At 44.2% G+C, this 12,270-nt stretch carries 10 protein-coding genes; 9 read left to right on the forward strand and 1 reads right to left on the reverse strand.

The annotated features are described in order from the left end of the window. Nucleotides 1-182 precede the first annotated feature (182 nt). The 9 genes from ACIQXN_RS14360 (at nt 183) to ACIQXN_RS14400 (ending at nt 10,280) form a co-directional block, all read left to right on the forward strand. The gene (locus ACIQXN_RS14360) at nt 183-1,118 is read left to right on the forward strand and encodes an aspartate carbamoyltransferase catalytic subunit (RefSeq protein ID WP_402967669.1); all 936 of its coding nucleotides are present in this window, start codon (nt 183-185) and stop codon (nt 1,116-1,118) included. Continuing rightward, complete coding sequence (locus tag ACIQXN_RS14365) at nt 1,081-2,367, forward strand: dihydroorotase (protein WP_402967672.1); 1,287 nt, start codon at nt 1,081-1,083, stop codon at nt 2,365-2,367. The genes ACIQXN_RS14360 and ACIQXN_RS14365 overlap by 38 nt, the downstream gene beginning before the upstream one ends. Continuing rightward, nucleotides 2,364-3,470: a carbamoyl phosphate synthase small subunit gene (locus ACIQXN_RS14370; RefSeq protein WP_402967675.1), complete on the forward strand. Its 1,107-nt coding sequence runs from the start codon at nt 2,364-2,366 to the stop codon at nt 3,468-3,470. The genes ACIQXN_RS14365 and ACIQXN_RS14370 overlap by 4 nt, the downstream gene beginning before the upstream one ends. Next, nucleotides 3,449-6,655 (forward strand): carbamoyl-phosphate synthase large subunit, encoded by a 3,207-nt coding sequence (carB, locus tag ACIQXN_RS14375; RefSeq protein ID WP_402967678.1) that lies wholly within the window; start codon nt 3,449-3,451, stop codon nt 6,653-6,655. The genes ACIQXN_RS14370 and carB overlap by 22 nt, the downstream gene beginning before the upstream one ends. Then, a complete protein-coding gene (locus ACIQXN_RS14380; protein ID WP_402967681.1) occupies nt 6,652-7,431 on the forward strand; it encodes a dihydroorotate dehydrogenase electron transfer subunit in 780 nt (259 codons plus the stop codon). The genes carB and ACIQXN_RS14380 overlap by 4 nt, the downstream gene beginning before the upstream one ends. Continuing rightward, the gene (locus ACIQXN_RS14385; RefSeq protein ID WP_402967684.1) at nt 7,428-8,369 is read left to right on the forward strand and encodes a dihydroorotate dehydrogenase; all 942 of its coding nucleotides are present in this window, start codon (nt 7,428-7,430) and stop codon (nt 8,367-8,369) included. Before ACIQXN_RS14380 ends, ACIQXN_RS14385 begins: the two co-directional genes overlap by 4 nt. Further along, the gene (gene pyrF, locus ACIQXN_RS14390; protein ID WP_402967687.1) at nt 8,341-9,057 is read left to right on the forward strand and encodes an orotidine-5'-phosphate decarboxylase; all 717 of its coding nucleotides are present in this window, start codon (nt 8,341-8,343) and stop codon (nt 9,055-9,057) included. The genes ACIQXN_RS14385 and pyrF overlap by 29 nt, the downstream gene beginning before the upstream one ends. Then, nucleotides 9,051-9,686: an orotate phosphoribosyltransferase gene (gene pyrE, locus ACIQXN_RS14395; protein WP_402967690.1), complete on the forward strand. Its 636-nt coding sequence runs from the start codon at nt 9,051-9,053 to the stop codon at nt 9,684-9,686. The genes pyrF and pyrE overlap by 7 nt, the downstream gene beginning before the upstream one ends. 144 nt (nt 9,687-9,830) lie before the next feature. Further along, entirely contained in the window at nt 9,831-10,280 is a 450-nt protein-coding gene (locus ACIQXN_RS14400) for a hypothetical protein (protein ID WP_402967693.1), read from the forward strand. 187 nt (nt 10,281-10,467) lie between these two features. On the opposite strand, the gene ACIQXN_RS14405 is transcribed toward ACIQXN_RS14400, so the two are convergent. Then, nucleotides 10,468-12,195, reverse strand: coding sequence for an Rqc2 family fibronectin-binding protein (locus ACIQXN_RS14405; RefSeq protein ID WP_402967697.1), 1,728 nt, complete (start codon nt 12,193-12,195; stop codon nt 10,468-10,470). Between the last annotated feature and the right edge of the window lie 75 nt (nt 12,196-12,270).

Raw genomic sequence — 12,270 nt, forward strand, 5'->3', positions numbered from 1 at the left:
ATAGTAAATCACCTTTTAAAAGAAGTCCAGAGAGACTTAGAAGGGTGTTGCAGTAAAGACGGAAGAGAAAGGTCGGGGAAATTCCCAGGCACTCCAAGTCTTTATGACCTTCACCCTGTCCTTAAATGACGGGGCTTTTTTATGCCTCGCATCACAAAAAAATTGTGAAGGGAGCAGGAATGATGAAAAAATTATTGACGATGAATGAGCTATCTTTAACTGAAATCGAAACGATCTTAAACGAGGCAGAAGGGTTTGCCAGCGGTACGTATTGGATGCCCGTGCAGCAGACGATGGTTGCCAACCTTTTCTTTGAACCTAGTACACGGACGAAATCAAGCTTCGAAATGGCTGAAAGAAAATTAGGTCTTGAGGTCATTCCTTTTGAGGCGGGGACATCATCCATGTTAAAAGGAGAAACCTTATACGACACAGCCAAAACCTTTGAATCGATAGGGGTCCATGCTCTAATCATCCGTCATGAACAAGACAACTACTTTGATGAATTGAAAGACAAACTACATATCCCCATTATTAATGCCGGGGATGGGTGCGGAAATCATCCGACACAGTCGCTGCTCGATTTATTGACGATAAAGCAAGAGTTTACTAGTTTTAAAGGTCTGAAAATTTCGATTATTGGGGATGTGAGGCATAGCCGTGTGGCTAAATCCAATGCAGACGCACTCACTCGTCTAGGTGCAGAAGTTGTATTTTCAGGTCCTCCTGAATGGTTTGACATGAACAATGGCTTGGCGAAATACGAAGACATCGATCAAGCCATAGCGACATCGGATGTGGTCATGTTGCTCCGGATTCAACATGAAAGGCATAGCGATAAATATGATGTGGGAAATGGGGAGTATTTGAAAAGGTTTGGCTTGAATAAGATCCGTGAAAAAACGATGAAACCAAGTGCCATCATCATGCATCCTGCCCCCATTAACCGGGGAGTTGAGATTGACAGTGATTTGGTCGAATGCAGCCGCTCAAGAATCTTCAAACAAATGCAAAATGGCGTTTTTATCAGGATGGCCGTGTTAAAAAATGTGCTTGAAAAAAATAAGGGAGGAATGACTCATGAAAACTGTCATCAAAAATGGAGTATTGCTAGATAATGAAAATCAATTCAAGAAAGCAGATATAGAAATCGAGGGAAGAATCATCACGAAAATCGGGGAGAACTTGCCAACGGAAAATCATAAGGTAGTAGATGCCAATGGATTACTGATTACAGCAGGATTTATAGATCTTCATGTACATCTACGAGAACCGGGGGGTGAACATAAAGAAACCATAGAAACAGGTACACTTGCAGCAGCAAGAGGTGGCTTTACAACAGTAGCGGCCATGCCCAATACAAGACCTGTGCCAGACACAATGGAGCATCTTGAAGCGTTGAATAAAAAAATTGAAGAAACGGCACATGTTCGCGTGTTGCCCTATGCTTCGATCACGATTAGAGAAGCTGGCAAGGAGCTGACTGATTTTTCAGCACTGAAGAAGACAGGGGCATTCGCCTTTACGGATGATGGTGTTGGCATTCAAGAGGCAGGAATGATGCTTGAGGCGATGAAGCGGGCAGCTGCCATTGATATGGCTGTGGTCGCCCATTGCGAAGATAATAGCTTAATCAATAAAGGCTCCGTTCATGAGGGGAGATTCTCCAAAGAAAATGGAATCAATGGAATTCCTTCTGTATGCGAAGCTGTACATATTGCCCGTGACATATTGCTTGCGGAAGCGGCAGGCTGCCATTACCACGTTTGCCATATATCAACGAAAGAATCGGTAAGAACCGTAAGAAACGCTAAACGTGCCGGTATCAAAGTCACTGCGGAAGTGACCCCACATCATCTTTTACTTTCAGAAGATGATATACCAGGGCTTGATACGAATTATAAAATGAACCCTCCTTTAAGGGGACGCGAAGATCGTGATGCTTTAATCGAAGGCCTGCTTGATGGAACCATCGATTTCATAGCAACAGACCATGCTCCTCATAGCGTCGAGGAAAAAGAGCAAAGCATGCAGCTTGCTCCATTCGGAATTGTAGGTCTAGAAACAGCCTTCCCGTTGCTTTATACGGAATTGGTCAAAAAAGAAATCATCACTCTGAAACAATTGGTAGACTTCCTGACCATCAAACCAGCTGATTGCTTCTCACTTCCATTCGGCCAGCTAAAAGAAGGAGTTTTGGCAGATATCACGTTAATCGATTTGGATGCAGAACAGGTAATCAATAAAGAAGAATTCGCTTCAAAGGGAAAAAACACACCTTTCCATGACAAGAGATGTCAGGGGTGGCCGGTTATGACAATTTCAGAAGGAAAGTTAGCTTGGGAAAAAGGACGTGTTCAGGGATGAAAAGACAGCTTATTTTAGAAGATGGTACGATTTTCATTGGCGAAGGATTCGGTGGAGACGTGGAGAAAATCGGGGAAGTCGTATTTAACACAGGGATGACAGGCTATCAAGAAATTTTATCTGATCCATCTTACTGTGGTCAAATTGTTACATTGACATATCCGCTAATTGGAAACTATGGAATCAACCGAGATGATTTTGAATCGATCAATCCAGCCATAGCGGGATTCGTTGTGAAGGAAACTGCAGAATTTCCTTCTAACTGGCGCAACCAATTATCACTTGATGACTATTTGAAAATGAAGAATATCCCTGGAATCTCCGGGATTGACACGAGAAAGCTGACAAGAATCATCAGAAAGACAGGTGCTCTCAAAGGGGCGCTCTGTAATATGAATAAGAAGGCCGATGAGGTTATTGCCCAGCTTAAAGCAACGGTACTCCCGACCACTCAGGTGAAACAGGTATCTACTAAAACGGCCTACTCAAGTCCAGGTAGGGGGCCGCGAGTGGTTCTAGTCGACTACGGAATGAAGCATGGTATTTTACGAGAGTTGACGAAACGTGGGTGTGATGTCGTGGTCGTTCCTTATAACATCACGGCACAGGAAATCATGAACTATCATCCGGATGGAGTGATGCTGTCCAATGGACCTGGAGACCCAAAAAGCGTTCGGGAAACGTTAGTAATGATCCGGACAATCCAGAAAGAAGTCCCACTATTCGGAATATGCCTGGGCCATCAGCTGTTCGCACTTGCAAACGGGGCAGATACAGACAAACTAAAATTCGGTCATCGCGGATCCAACCATCCAGTAAAGGATCTTCGTACGGGAAAGGTGTCCATTACTTCCCAAAATCATGGCTACACAGTCGAAGCGGATTCAATCGAAAATACCGATCTTACCGTTACACATACTGCCTTGAATGATGATACCATCGAAGGTTTACGCCATAAACATTACCCGGCCTTTACGGTTCAGTACCATCCGGAGGCGTCACCAGGACCGGAAGATGCCAATTATCTTTTCGATGAATTTTTACGGAACGTTGAAGTTGCCACTACAAAGGGGGAAGAAACATGCCAAAACGCACGGATATAAAAAGCATCTTAGTTATTGGTTCTGGTCCAATCGTAATCGGCCAAGCCGCTGAGTTTGATTACGCAGGAACTCAAGCATGCATCGCATTAAAAGAAGAGGGCTACCGGGTAATACTGATTAACTCAAACCCCGCGACGATCATGACCGACAGTGAAATGGCTGATGCGGTTTATATCGAACCGATCACCCTGGAATTTGTCAGTAAAATTATCCGCAAGGAGCGTCCAGATGCCTTGCTTCCGACTTTGGGCGGACAGACAGGATTGAATATGGCCGTAGAATTGGCCAATGCGGGAATATTGGAAGAATGTAACGTCCAGATTCTGGGTACGAAACTTTCTGCCATCCAACAAGCGGAAGACAGGGATTTGTTCCGCACGTTAATGAATGAACTAGATGAGCCGGTTCCAGATAGCGACATTATACATAATTTAGATGAGGCCTATGCGTTCGTGGAGCGAGTCGGCTATCCAGTCATCGTTCGTCCAGCATTCACATTGGGTGGAACAGGAGGCGGGATTTGTGAAGACGAAGAGCAGTTGATCGAGATTGTTGAAGGCGGCTTGAAAAGCAGTCCTGTCCACCAATGCCTGCTTGAGAAGAGCATTGCCGGTTTTAAAGAAGTGGAATATGAAGTGATGCGAGACTCCAATGATAATGCGATAGTCGTATGTAATATGGAGAACTTCGATCCAGTCGGTGTACATACAGGTGATTCGATTGTTGCGGCACCAAGTCAAACGCTAAGTGACCGAGAGTACCAAATGCTTAGGAACACTTCATTGAAAATCATTCGTGCCTTGAAAATCGAGGGTGGTTGTAATGTTCAGCTGGCCCTTGATCCAAATAGCTACCAATACTATGTCATTGAAGTCAATCCACGGGTAAGCCGCTCTTCGGCACTCGCATCGAAAGCGACAGGCTATCCGATTGCCAAACTTGCAGCTAAGATTGCAGTCGGTTTGACGCTAGATGAAATGATGAACCCGGTTACAGGCAAAACGTATGCCAGCTTCGAACCGGCGCTAGATTATGTCGTCACGAAAATTCCTCGTTGGCCGTTCGATAAATTTGAAAGTGCCAACCGTAGACTCGGCACGCAAATGAAGGCAACCGGAGAAGTCATGGCGATTGGCCGAACATTCGAGGAATCGATACTTAAAGCTGTTCGTTCCCTTGAAGCTGGACTATATCACCTCGAGTTGAGTGAGAATTTCAATGATGAATTAATTGAAAAAAGAATCCGGAAAGCGGGAGATGAACGGTTATTCTATATCGGTGAGGCATTAAGAAGAGGAAAAACGATTGAAACCATTCACGAATGGAGCCAAATCGATTTATTCTTCCTTCATAAACTGAAGAAAATCATCGACTTTGAAAAAGAGCTACGTACTCATATTTATGACATGGAAGTCCTGCAGAAGGCTAAAGAGCTTGGCTTTTCCGACAAAACCATTTCGGAAATCTGGGAAGTCGCTGAGATCAATGTATATGAATATCGAAAACAGCATGGAATCATACCAGTCTATAAAATGGTTGATACGTGTGCCGCAGAATTCGAATCGGAAACACCGTATTTTTATGGAACGTATGAAGAGGAAAACGAATCGGTGGTTACGGATAAAAAGAGCGTCATCGTGCTGGGATCTGGTCCGATCCGAATTGGTCAAGGTGTAGAATTCGACTATGCGACCGTACATTCCGTGTGGGCCATTAAAGAAGCGGGCTATGAAGCAATCATCATCAATAATAATCCTGAAACGGTATCAACAGATTTCAGTATTTCCGATAAGCTTTACTTCGAGCCATTGACACTTGAAGATGTGATGCATGTCATCGACCTGGAGAAGCCGGAAGGGGTCATCGTACAATTTGGTGGACAGACAGCGATCAATCTTGCAGACGGACTGGTCGAACGAGGCGTGAAAATTCTCGGTACTTCCCTTGAAGACCTAGATCGTGCAGAGAATCGAAATAAGTTCGAGCATGCCCTCCAAGAAATGGGCATTCCCCAACCGAAAGGGAAAACGGCCACGTCCGTTGAAGAAGCGATCATCATTGCTGAAGATATTGGGTACCCCGTTTTAGTAAGGCCTTCCTATGTACTTGGGGGAAGGGCGATGGAAATTGTCTACAAACAGGAAGAGTTGCTTCATTACATGAAAAATGCGGTGAAAATCAATCCGGAACATCCGGTATTGATTGATCGGTATCTAACGGGTAAGGAAGTGGAGGTTGATGGTATTTCGGATGGAAGGCATGTCGTCATACCAGGAATCATGGAACACATCGAACGGGCAGGCGTTCACTCGGGCGATTCGATTGCCGTCTATCCGGCTCAAAGCCTAACGGTAAAGCAAAAAGAAGTGATCATCGATTACACGACCAGATTGGCAAAGGGATTGAATATTATCGGTCTGTTAAATATCCAATATGTCATCAGTAATGATGAAGTGTATGTCATCGAAGTGAATCCACGTTCAAGCCGTACAGTTCCGTTCTTAAGCAAAATTACGAACGTACCGATGGCGAATTTGGCCACTAAAGTGATTCTAGGCCAATCGCTTGAAAGTCAAGGGTATCAATCCGGAATGGTTCCCGAACAAAGCGGGGTTTATGTAAAAGTGCCTGTCTTCTCATTTGCTAAACTAAGAGGAGTGGACATTTCACTCGGGCCAGAAATGAAGTCGACGGGCGAAGTCATGGGGAAAGATAGCACGCTTGAAAAGGCTCTGTACAAAGGACTTGTCGCTTGTGGCTTCACCATACAAAGTCACGGAACGGTCTTGTTAACCATATCGGATAAAGATAAGCGGGAAGCACTTCAATTAGCTAGACGCTTTCATAACATCGGCTTCAAGCTAATCGCTACAAGCGGAACGGCCGTCATGCTGGAGGAATCAGGCATTCCAACGGGTGTCGTAGGAAAAATTGGTGAAGAAGGCAGGAACCTGCTGGATGTCATCCGTCACGGCGAAGCCCAGTTCGTCATCAATACATTGACAAAAGGGAAGCAACCGGAAAGGGATGGGTTCAGGATCAGACGTGAATCGGTTGAAAATGGAGTTACCTGCCTGACATCATTGGATACGGCAGAAGCCATTTTAAGAGTGATCGAATCCATGACATTCTCGACGGAAGCCATGGGAAAGACGAAAAAAAGTCGTGAGGTGAGCTATACATGATCAAGAAGGAAACAATGAAGGTGTTGACACATAAAGAACTGGCTCCATCTATCTTTGAACTGACCCTACAAGGTGAGTTAGTTTCTGAAATGAAGCAGCCGGGCCAATTTGTCCAAATTAAACCGACGGAAGGTACCGAGCCACTGCTAAGACGCCCGATTTCGATTTCTTCTTACAATAAAAGCAAAAAGGAATTCACGATGATTTACAGGGCTGAAGGGAAGGGAACAACATTATTGTCCCAGCGGAAGCAGATGGAAGGGGTGGATATTCTCGGTCCACTTGGCAACGGCTTTCCGGTTGATGAAGCGAAAGCTGGAGAGACTGCATTGTTGGTCGGTGGGGGGATAGGTGTCCCTCCCCTGTTCCAGCTCTCAAAAATGCTGGTTGCCAGAGGAGTCAGGGTCATACATGTACTTGGTTTCCAAACGAAGGCTGCCGTTTTTTATGAAGAAGAGTTTAGAGAATTAGGAGATACATATATTGCGACAGCGGATGGAACATATGGGACAAAAGGATTCGTGACGACCGTACTCGAAAAGATAGGAACGGAATTTGAAACGATTTTCTCCTGCGGACCGACGCCGATGTTGAAGGCGTTGGAAGCGGGGTATCGCGACAAAAAGCTTTATCTGTCGCTTGAGGAAAGAATGGGCTGCGGGATTGGTGCTTGTTTTGCCTGCGTATGTCACACAGCGGATGATCCGGAAGGCTTCAGTTATAAGAAGGTTTGCAGTGACGGACCCGTATTTCGTTCAGGAGAGGTGGTACTATGAGCAAATTATCGGTAGAACTACCTGGTTTACATTTGAAGAATCCGGTCATGCCAGCTTCAGGCTGTTTTGGATTCGGGCGTGAATATAGCCAGTTCTTTGATTTGGATATATTGGGAGCCATCATGATTAAAGCGACAACACCCGAACCCCGTTTTGGCAATCCGACACCTCGTGTCGCCGAAACTTCTTCTGGCATGTTGAATGCAATCGGGTTGCAAAACCCAGGTCTGGATAAAGTCATCCATGAAGAATTGGCCTGGCTCAATAAATATGATGTGCCGATCATCGCAAACATTGCTGGATCCCATATAGCCGATTATGTGAAAGTTGCCCGGGACATAAGCAAGTCGGGGAATGTGGCGGCACTTGAATTGAATATCTCCTGCCCGAATGTGAAAGAAGGAGGCATCGCTTTTGGGACGATTCCTGAAGTTGCAAAGGAAGTAACCAAGGCAGTCAAGGAAGTTTCCTCGGTCCCGGTTTATGTTAAACTTTCTCCGAATGTCAGTGATATAGTGGCCATGGCTAGGGCGGTTGAAGAAGGCGGTGCCGATGGACTGACGATGATAAATACGTTAATCGGCATGCGCTTGGATCTAAAAACGGGTCAGCCGATCCTTTCAAATAAGACGGGTGGATTATCCGGTCCTGCCATTAAACCAGTCGCACTTAGGCTGATTTATGAAGTGAGCCAGCAAGTTTCGATTCCTATCATCGGTATGGGTGGCATCAATTGTGCAGAGGATGTCATTGAATTTTTCTATGCAGGTGCAAGCGCAGTTGCGGTGGGAACTGCAAATTTCATAGATCCGTTTATTTGCCCGACGATCATTGAAGATTTGCCAAGATTATTGGATGAGTTGGGATTTGACCATATATCACAATGTACCGGAAGGAGCTGGAATAAAAATGAAGCAATCCTTAATCATCGCGCTTGATTTTCCTGATCTGATTGAAACAAAGCGATTTTTACAACCATTTCAAACTGAGAAACTGGCAGTTAAAATCGGGATGGAGCTTTTTTATCAGAATGGGCCGACCATCATTTCGTATGTGAAAGAACAAGGTCATGATATATTTCTAGATTTAAAACTTCATGATATTCCTAATACGGTCAAAATGGCAATGAGGGGGCTTGCACAATTAGAAGTGGATATGGTCAATGTCCATGCGGCTGGCGGTCACAGAATGATGGAAGCTGCGCTTGAAGGGCTGGAAAGTGGTACAGCTGCCGGGAAAAACCGCCCGATAGCTATTGGGGTGACACAACTGACAAGTACCTCGCAGGAACAGATGAATCTGGAACAAAACATCACCGGAACGCTTGAGGATTCAGTAATACACTATGCAAAGCTTACACACGACGCCGGCCTTGACGGCGTTGTCTGCTCGACGCATGAAGTAAGAAGAATCCATGAACACATCAGCGACCAATTTATGACGGTCACGCCAGGCATCCGTAATGCAGGTGGGCCAACACATGATCAACACAGAATAGCCACTCCTGAGCAGGCAAGGGCCATGGGAGCCGACGCAATCGTTGTAGGAAGAGCGATCACATCAGCAAAAGATCCATTACAAGCATATGTAGATATGAAAGCAACTTGGGGGGGAATTCGATGTTAAACCAAATAATTGCAGAACGACTTTTAGAAATCAAAGCGGTGTACCTTCAGCCTAATGATCCATTCATGTGGGCATCTGGAATCAAATCCCCCATTTATTGCGATAATCGTTTGACCCTTTCCTATCCAGCGGTTCGGAATGAAATCGCCGATGGCTTGAAAGGATTGATCAAACAGAACTTCCCGGATGCTGAGCTAATCGCTGGCACCGCAACAGCTGGAATTCCTCATGCCGCCTGGGTGAGTGATAAATTGGAGGCGCCGATGTGTTATGTCCGTTCGAAAGCAAAGGGACATGGTAAGGGCAATCAAATCGAGGGTCGTGCATTGCCTGGTCAAAAAGTGGTAGTGGTTGAGGATTTAATATCAACAGGCGGGAGCGTCATAACAGCTGTCGACGCTCTTAGAAAAGCAGGATGCGAGGTCCTTGGGGTGGTTTCGATCTTTACATACGAATTAGAAAAGGGAAAAGAAAAATTAGCCGAAGAAGGCATCACGAACTTTTCCTTAAGTGATTATTCAACATTGATAAAGGTGGCGAACGATAAAGGCTATATTACCGGGGTAGAACTGGAAAAGTTAAAAAAGTGGCGTGAAAATCCAGAAGATTCCGCATGGATTTCGACATGAGCTGAGTATCTTGTAAAGCATTTGAGAGTACAAATCCCTGTATTCTCTACGGAGTATGGGCTTTGATTTACTTTTTTTAAAGGATAAACCTTGCTAATAGAGAATGAGTAAGTAACAGATTCTTAAAAAGGAGTAGAAAACATTTTGAAAAGTAAGCATGTATTCACATTTGTGATACTCGTTCAGATACTCCTCATTTATCCTGATCAATCATTGGCCAAATGGGCACATTCATTTGTGGTATGGGATGGATACATCTACGTGATAAAGGAAAATGAAATTGACAATACAGGTAAAGAAATAGGGGAAGTGACTTCTTACTCTGATGTAGAAGGGACGTATTCGGGTAATTTTTCTAACACTTACGAGAAAGGGACAAAATACTACTCTATAAAAGGAGTGAGTACGGATGAATCGATTGCCGTCCAATCTGGAGAAGGTACCTACCTACAGGCTGTAAGGGAAGGGAAATATGAAGAGGAAGGTTTCTTTTCTATAATACGAGGCGTCAGTATAATCATATTCGGTATCATGGTAGGTTGTTTGATTGTAGTTCCTATAATCCACAAGATGAATCGAAGGATTTGGAAATGATGGATACGTTCAGTTGGGATTTAAGGGTTTATTATAAAAAAAGGGGGCTGTTCCTAAAAAGGGTAGTTAAGCCTAAATTGAATAAATAAAGAGAGGCAGAAATGTTGATTTAACAACATTTCCGCCTCTTCAATTTTGCGTTATTTTACTCGAAAGGACTTATGAGACAGCCCCTTTTTAAATTCAATCATGAACCCTTTACGGTTTCATCCTTTAAAGCAATGACCGTATCGGCGTCCGGGGTGATATAAACGGTTTGCTGCTGTTCATAAATGACAAAACCTGGTTTCGATCCATTCGGCTTCTTCACGTGGCGAACTTGTGTGAAATCGACAGGCACAGAACTTGATTGCTTGGCTTTACTGAAGAATGCAGCTAGAACGGCCGCTTCTTTTATGGTTTTTTCACTTGGCGATTCATTCCGGATCACGACATGTGAGCCAGGAATATCCTTCGTATGAAGCCAAATTTCATCGCGGCGGGCAAATTTATTCGTTAAGTAGTCATTTTGCTTATTGTTTTTCCCGACGAATATGAGGTCCCCATCAGTACTGTAATAGGTTTCAAGCTGCGGTTTAGCGTTGGCAGGTTTTTTCATGCCCTTTTTCTTTTTCTGACGGATGTATCCTTCTTCTTGTAGTTCTTCGCGTATCTCCTCGATATCTTTCGGTGAGGCAGACTGCAGTTGCTGATGCAAGGCTTCAAAGTAAGCCAATTCCAGTTGGGCCTTTTCGATTTGCTCTTGGACGACCACGACTGCATTTTTGGACTTTTGATACTTTGAGAAGTATTTTTGTGCATTATCAGACGGGTTTTTTAATGGATTAAGCGGAATGACGACCGTTCCTTGATCTTCATTGTAATAATTTACAACTTCGATCTCTTTCATGCCTTTTTTCATTTGGTATAGGTTAGCTGTCAGCAATTCACCAAACAATTGGTATTGTTCCCCGCGTTCCGTTTCCTTTAATGTCCGTTCAAGTTTACCGATTTTTTTTGCGTTTTTTTCGATTTCATTCGTTATGAAACGTTCTATATCCTGCCCTTTTTGCTTGACGCGATCCCGTTCGGCTTTACCGAAGTAAAATCGGTCAAGCATCTCGCTCAAGGATGCAAACGTCTTTTCTTTTCCGGTCAGGTGCTTCAGGGAAAGCATATAAAAAACTTCTTTACTGCCATCTTGTTTAATGGTCGGGACATATTCCTGATTCGCAATCTCTTTGATGAGATCTGAAAAAGCAGGTGGGAGTGTCGAACTGTTAGCCAATCCGGCACGGTAAACGGCTTCTTTAGCGGCTAAAGGCGAAACCCCTGAGAAATGGGAAACGAGCTGACGGTCAAGCTTTCCGGCGTTAAAGTCTAGAGATTTCTTAATATCATCACCAGTTGCGTCAAAGGGATTTTGCTTTTCCTGCTCAGGTGGCAGAATGTATTCCTGGCCGGGTAAAATTGCCCGGTGGCTGTTCACTGCGTGTGAGACATGTTTGATGCTATCCAAAATCATATTCCGTTCTTTATCAACCAAGATGATGTTGCTATGACGACCCATGATTTCGATGATCAGCTGTTTCTGAGAGACATCGCCCAGCTCATTTCTGCCTTTCACTTCAAGGATGATCATCCGGTCTAGCTCATGTTGATAGACATCCTCGATTGTGTAGCCTTCCAGATGTTTTCTAAGCAACATGCAGAACATCGGTGCCTCTTTCGGATTTTCATAGCTTTCCTCCGATAGCTGTACCCTAGAATAGCTAGGGTGAGCGGAAAGAAGTAGTTTCTGATTTTTACCTCCGGCGCGAACGACCAGTATGATTTCGTTTTTATAGGGCTGATGCACTTTATTGATGCGTCCGCCTTTTAATAAAGAAGCGATTTCTTCCGTTATCGCTTTCGTGAATAATCCATCGAATGACATTCTTTTACTTCCTTTACATAAGATTTTCTATAGTGCTTTTTCAATTTAATGAGCCGATTAAAGATGATGCCCTTA

Origin of the sequence: Peribacillus sp. NPDC097295, assembly GCF_044761665.1 — a bacterium.
GTDB lineage: Bacteria > Bacillota > Bacilli > Bacillales > DSM-1321 > Peribacillus.

What these genes read in the sequence shown, in the direction of transcription:
- ACIQXN_RS14360 (WP_402967669.1), top strand. Translation starts at nt 183, where the DNA reads ATGAAAAAATTATTGACGATGAATGAGCTATCTTTAACTGAAATCGAA.
- ACIQXN_RS14365 (WP_402967672.1), top strand. Translation starts at nt 1,081, where the DNA reads ATGAAAACTGTCATCAAAAATGGAGTATTGCTAGATAATGAAAATCAA.
- ACIQXN_RS14370 (WP_402967675.1), top strand. Translation starts at nt 2,364, where the DNA reads ATGAAAAGACAGCTTATTTTAGAAGATGGTACGATTTTCATTGGCGAA.
- carB (WP_402967678.1), top strand. Translation starts at nt 3,449, where the DNA reads ATGCCAAAACGCACGGATATAAAAAGCATCTTAGTTATTGGTTCTGGT.
- ACIQXN_RS14380 (WP_402967681.1), top strand. Translation starts at nt 6,652, where the DNA reads ATGATCAAGAAGGAAACAATGAAGGTGTTGACACATAAAGAACTGGCT.
- ACIQXN_RS14385 (WP_402967684.1), top strand. Translation starts at nt 7,428, where the DNA reads ATGAGCAAATTATCGGTAGAACTACCTGGTTTACATTTGAAGAATCCG.
- pyrF (WP_402967687.1), top strand. Translation starts at nt 8,341, where the DNA reads ATGAAGCAATCCTTAATCATCGCGCTTGATTTTCCTGATCTGATTGAA.
- pyrE (WP_402967690.1), top strand. Translation starts at nt 9,051, where the DNA reads ATGTTAAACCAAATAATTGCAGAACGACTTTTAGAAATCAAAGCGGTG.
- ACIQXN_RS14405 (WP_402967697.1), bottom strand. Translation starts at nt 12,195, where the DNA reads ATGTCATTCGATGGATTATTCACGAAAGCGATAACGGAAGAAATCGCT.